This is a genomic window from Pannonibacter phragmitetus DSM 14782 (assembly GCF_000382365.1).
Lineage (GTDB): Bacteria > Pseudomonadota > Alphaproteobacteria > Rhizobiales > Stappiaceae > Pannonibacter > Pannonibacter phragmitetus.
This window is the reverse complement of the sequence record NZ_KB908244.1, coordinates 1-4,578: the sequence shown is the minus strand read 5'-3', so window position 1 is coordinate 4,578 and position 4,578 is coordinate 1. Positions and strand designations below refer to the sequence as shown.

Below are 4,578 nucleotides of genomic sequence, written 5' to 3'. Positions count from 1 at the left end.
CGGTGGCCTCGTCGGCCTCACAGCCCTCATCGGCTTCTATGCCGCGCTGCTGCTGTTCTTCCCCTTCTTCCTCATCGTCAGGGCAAGGGCAGGGCTGCTCGCAACCCTCCTGATGACCGCAGGGGCCGCCGGCATCATCCTCCTCCTCGCATGGGCCCTGTCCCTCAACTTCCCGTCAGGCATGCTGCAGGACGCGGTGGACCTGCCCTGGCCATTCCGCTAAGCAAAACCTGACCCGCCCATGCAAACGGGCGGGTCAGCCTCTCTTCGGCTTCAGGAGATCAAGATGGCGCGCTCGCGCGCCGCCGTCTGCCAGTTCCCAAGGGCGGCCTCCTGAAGCCAGCAGCTGTCCGCCAGGCATGGCCGTTGATCAATTCCGGCAGCAGCGGACCTGCACAAAAAAAGCCCCAGAACCTTGCGGCTTGCGCGGCGCGTTTGCCAGAAGCCTTTTCCGCGAAGACGGGATGCGGTTCTGCGTCCGAAGTCGTGTGCAAACGAACAAGTATCTTCTGATGGCTTTGTTTTTATCAGATTTTCTCCAGTACAAACGATTTAAAAGAGCCGGCTGTGTCAAAGGTTTCAAGCGATACTTTTCCGGCGTATTGCAAAAGCCGTGAGACAGGATAATCCATAGGCAGATCCTGTTTTCGGGGTTCTCTGTTTTTCTTGTTCCGGTGAATAAAGCCAGAGGGAAACTGCACGCCAGAACAAGCGGATGGAGAGTGCACGGAATTCATCTGCGGGTATCAGCTTGGAGGGGGGCTGCATGCTGCTGGAACGATCTGCCACGCCACAGGTGTGTCCTCCTGCCATTCTGACGGCGGATGACCCGATCCAGTTCGCTCAGCTTACGCCGGAGTGGCCGGCGGAATATGTCCAGCTGTCGCCAGGGCGGCTGTCCGCTTCGGTTCAGGTGCTGAACCTCAATCATGTCCAGCTTCTGCGCGAGACCGTTGACAAGTCGCTGTTGAAGCGGGGGCTGGCCTCCTGCCGTTCGCCGCTGGTCTTCGCCTTTCCCCTCGCTGCCGAAGGCATCGCCAAGGCGGGCGGGCGCGACATCCCGGCCATGGCCGGGCTTCTGGCCTGCGGAAGCGATCACCCGGATGTGGTGACCTCGGGCTATGTGGACCTCGCCTGCCTTGCCTTTGACGAGGAATGGTTCGGCCGGGCCTGCCTGCTGGCAGGCGGGGGAGAACTGGCAGAGGCGCTGTCCCGCCACAAGACCCTGTTCATCGCGCCCGAAAGGCTGACCGGGGTGCGGGCGATGTTCGGGGCGGTCATGGGCTTGGGCCACGCGCTGCCCGGTGCGGCCTGCATCCGCGCCGGGGAGGATCTTCTCCTCTCTGTTCTCGACCTTGTCACCCTCTCCGGTTTTCAGCCCGGACCGGCCAGCCGGGCGCATGTGCAGGTGACCGATGCAGCGCTGGAGCTGGTGCTGGAAGGCGGGCTTGAAGCCTGTTCGGTGCTGGAACTGTGCCAGCGCCTCGGGGTCAGCCGCCGCTACATGCAACTTTGCTTCACGAAGGTCTACGGCAAGAGCGCCGTGCAGGTGCTGAAGTCGGTGCGGCTTGCCAGAGTGCGCGAGGCGCTGATGGCAGCCCGGAAAGAGGCCCGGCGCGAGACCATCGGCGATATCGCCGCCCGCTGGGGCTTCTGGCACTGGAGCCACTTCAGCCGGGACTACAAGGCTCAGTTTGGCGAATTGCCCTCCGAAACGCTGGGGAATCCCGGCATCATTTCCTGAAATACTGCGGTTTTTAACGAGGACGGCAGGGAGAGTGCCGATATCGGATAACGGCGTTCAGTGCACTGTGTCTAGGTTTTCCTACTTAACCGGAAAAACACAGTGGGGAACAATGAAGGTTAAAGATATCGCAGGAAAGACGGTTCTGGCGGGTGCAGCTCTGCTGGCCGTTCTGTCCGGGACACAGGATGCATCGGCGGTGGAAGGTGGAGCCACCATTACGCCCTTCGGCCTGTTCGACTTCGGCGCAGGCATGTCGCCGCCGCCGACACCTTACGGCGCCTTCGGCCTGCAGGTGATGCACTACACCGCCAACAAGGGCAATGACGTCTTCGGCAAGAACAACGGCATCGATCTGCAGCTGGATGTCACCTCCGTGACCCTGTCCTACATCAAGATGACCGAGATGAAGCTGCTGGGTGCCGCCTATGGTTTCGGCGTCGCGGTGCCGCTCATGAACCTGACGGGCTCCTTCAATGTGGGGCAGAAGGTTGCGGACAAGGATTTCCACATTGGTGATGCGGCGTTCATCCCGCTGATCCTGCAGTGGGATCTGACGAAGAACTGGTATGTGAACACCGCGTTCCAGATCCAGGCGCCGACCGGCCACTATGACGTGAACAACCCCTTCTCAGCCGGCGTCAACCACTGGACCTTTGCACCCACTGCCGGTGTGACCTACCTGTCGGACAGCGGCTGGGAAGTCTCCTCGCGCATCGAAATCTCCTTCAACACGGTCAACCGTGCCACCAACTACACCAGCGGCATCGAGTACAAGCAGGAGTTTGCCGTGGGCAAGTCGCTGGGGGCCTGGACGCTGGGTGTGGGCGGCTATGCCTATCAGCAGCTGACCGACGACAAGGGGCAGGGCATCGTCAAGGGCAACCGCAGCCGTGCCTTCGCCGCAGGCCCTGCCATCGCCTGGTTCGAGCCGGGCCTCCCGGCGGTCAACTTCCATGCCTACAAGGAGTTCGGCACGCGGAACCGGCCGGAAGGTTACAACCTGTCCTTCCGCATTTCGCACGCCTTCTGAGGCAGGAGGCCGGCAAGCTGGAAAATCAGAAACCCCGCCGCAGGCCTGAGAGCCTGCGGCGGGGTTTTGTGTCAGCCGAGCTGGGCTGTCAGCGGGTCGTAGGCGTAGACCCAGGCCGGGTCCTCCGGCTCCTTCAGCCAGGTGTTGGCGTTGGAGATGGTCTGCACTTTCGTGGCACGGTCGCGGCGGGTGGCTTCGTAGAGGGCGAAGGCCTCGCGGTAGCCGCTGGTGCCGGTTTCCTCAAGGCAGCGGGTCAGCACGGCGGCGTCCTCGATGGCCATGCAGGCGCCCTGCGCCATGTGCGGGCGCATCGGGTGGCAGGCATCGCCCAGCATGACGAGGCGGCCACGGCTCCACAGGTTCAGCGGATCACGGTTCCAGAACGGCCATTTGGTCACGGTCTCCGTGGCATCGATCAGCGCCTGCACCACCGGGTGCGAGCCGCCGAAGATGGCTTGCATCTCCTCGCGGGAGCTGTCCACGAAGCTCGTCTGGTGCTCCCAGCCATCCACGGGAACGCCGGTGACGTAGTAATATTCGCTGCCATCGCCCTTGGTCGCATAGGCCATGATGTGGCGGGAGGCTTCCCACCACCACTTGACGCAGGCCTCGAACTGAAGCCCCGAGGCGCGCAGCTTGTCCATGTTGACCAGCGCCCGGTGCCCGACCCAGCCGGAGAAGCGCGGCTTTTCCGGCCCGAGCAGCATTTCACGGATCATGGAATTGATGCCATCGGCACCCACCACCAGACCGGCGGCAATCTTGCGGCCGTTCTCGAAGGTCAGCAGAACATCGCTGCCGCGCTCCTCGATGGCAGTCAGCTTGTGGCCGAAATGCACCCGGTCCTGCGGCAGGGCATCAATCTGCACGGCGTGCATGTCGCCCCGGTGGATGGTGATGTAGGAGGCGCCATATTCGCGGCGGCCATAATCGCCCAGCGGAATGCGGGAGAGATACTCACCCGTGTTGCCATCGCGGGAGAACCAGAAATCCGGGTGCGAGCCGATGGACTCCAGCGTCTTCTCGATGCCGATGCGGCGGAAGATCTTCATCACGTTGGGGCCAATGTGAATGCCCGCGCCCAGCCGGGTGAAGACTGGCGCCTGCTCGAACGTGTGCACCGAAAACCCGGCCCCGGCCAGCAGCGCCGCCGCCGCAGCCCCGCCAAGCCCTGCACCGATGACGGCGATTTCCACCCTTTCAATTGCGTCTGTCATTGGTCTGTCCTCTCTCTGTCAGATATTTGTTTGTGTACTAACAATATGGGTATGCGTTGACCTTGGTCCCGTGTGTCCGGGGGTCAGGATTGGTTACGGGGCCATGTGGTCAAGTCAGGCTCAGATCCTCTCCCCCCTTGAGGGCAGGGGAATCGCATATGTCGAATAAGGGGTTGTTTTACTGAGGCAAATCGATTCATGAGTTCTCCGTCCCGGGAGGTTGCGATGAGTAGATTTGCCGCTTGTTTTGAAGCTTTGCCTGATCCGCGCAGCAGCAACGCGCGCCATCCGTTGACGTCGATCCTGTTTATTGCCATCGCGGCGATCATCTGCGGGGCCGAAAGCTGTACCGACATGGAGGACTTCGGCCATTCGAAGCGCAGATGGCTGAAGTCGATCGTGCCGCTGCCCCATGGCATTCCCAGCCACGACACCTTCTCCACCGTCTTCCGCCATCTTGACACCGATGCTTTCGAGGCGGCCTTCCGCCGTCTCACGGCCACCTTTGCCAAAGGGATCGAAGGGGTGGTGGCGATTGATGGCAAGGCCGTGCGCGGCGCCTACCGCCGCGGGGCCAAGGCAAC

General features: G+C 62.2%; 4 protein-coding genes and 1 pseudogene. 4 read left to right on the top strand and 1 reads right to left on the bottom strand.

Going from position 1 to position 4,578, the window contains the following annotated elements:
- The 3 genes and pseudogenes from H163_RS24630 to H163_RS0121705 all read left to right on the top strand — a co-directional run.
- A pseudogene (locus H163_RS24630) lies at positions 1–223 on the top strand (tripartite tricarboxylate transporter permease); the annotation flags it as partial.
- A gap of 543 nt (positions 224–766) precedes the next feature.
- Complete coding sequence (locus H163_RS0121710) at positions 767–1,744, top strand: helix-turn-helix domain-containing protein (RefSeq protein ID WP_019966715.1); 978 nt, start codon at positions 767–769, stop codon at positions 1,742–1,744.
- A gap of 112 nt (positions 1,745–1,856) precedes the next feature.
- Positions 1,857–2,777, top strand: a complete 921-nt coding sequence (locus tag H163_RS0121705) for a SphA family protein (protein WP_019966714.1) — start codon at positions 1,857–1,859, stop codon at positions 2,775–2,777.
- A 71-nt stretch (positions 2,778–2,848) separates the two neighbouring features.
- Here the strand turns inward: H163_RS0121705 and H163_RS0121700 are convergent, their stop codons facing one another.
- A complete protein-coding gene (locus H163_RS0121700; RefSeq protein ID WP_019966713.1) occupies positions 2,849–3,994 on the bottom strand; it encodes an FAD-dependent monooxygenase in 1,146 nt (381 codons plus the stop codon).
- A gap of 225 nt (positions 3,995–4,219) precedes the next feature.
- On the opposite strand from H163_RS0121700, the gene H163_RS0121695 reads away from it, so the two are divergent.
- On the top strand, positions 4,220–4,578 hold a 359-nt coding region (locus H163_RS0121695), incomplete at its 3' end, for an ISAs1 family transposase (RefSeq protein ID WP_155975141.1).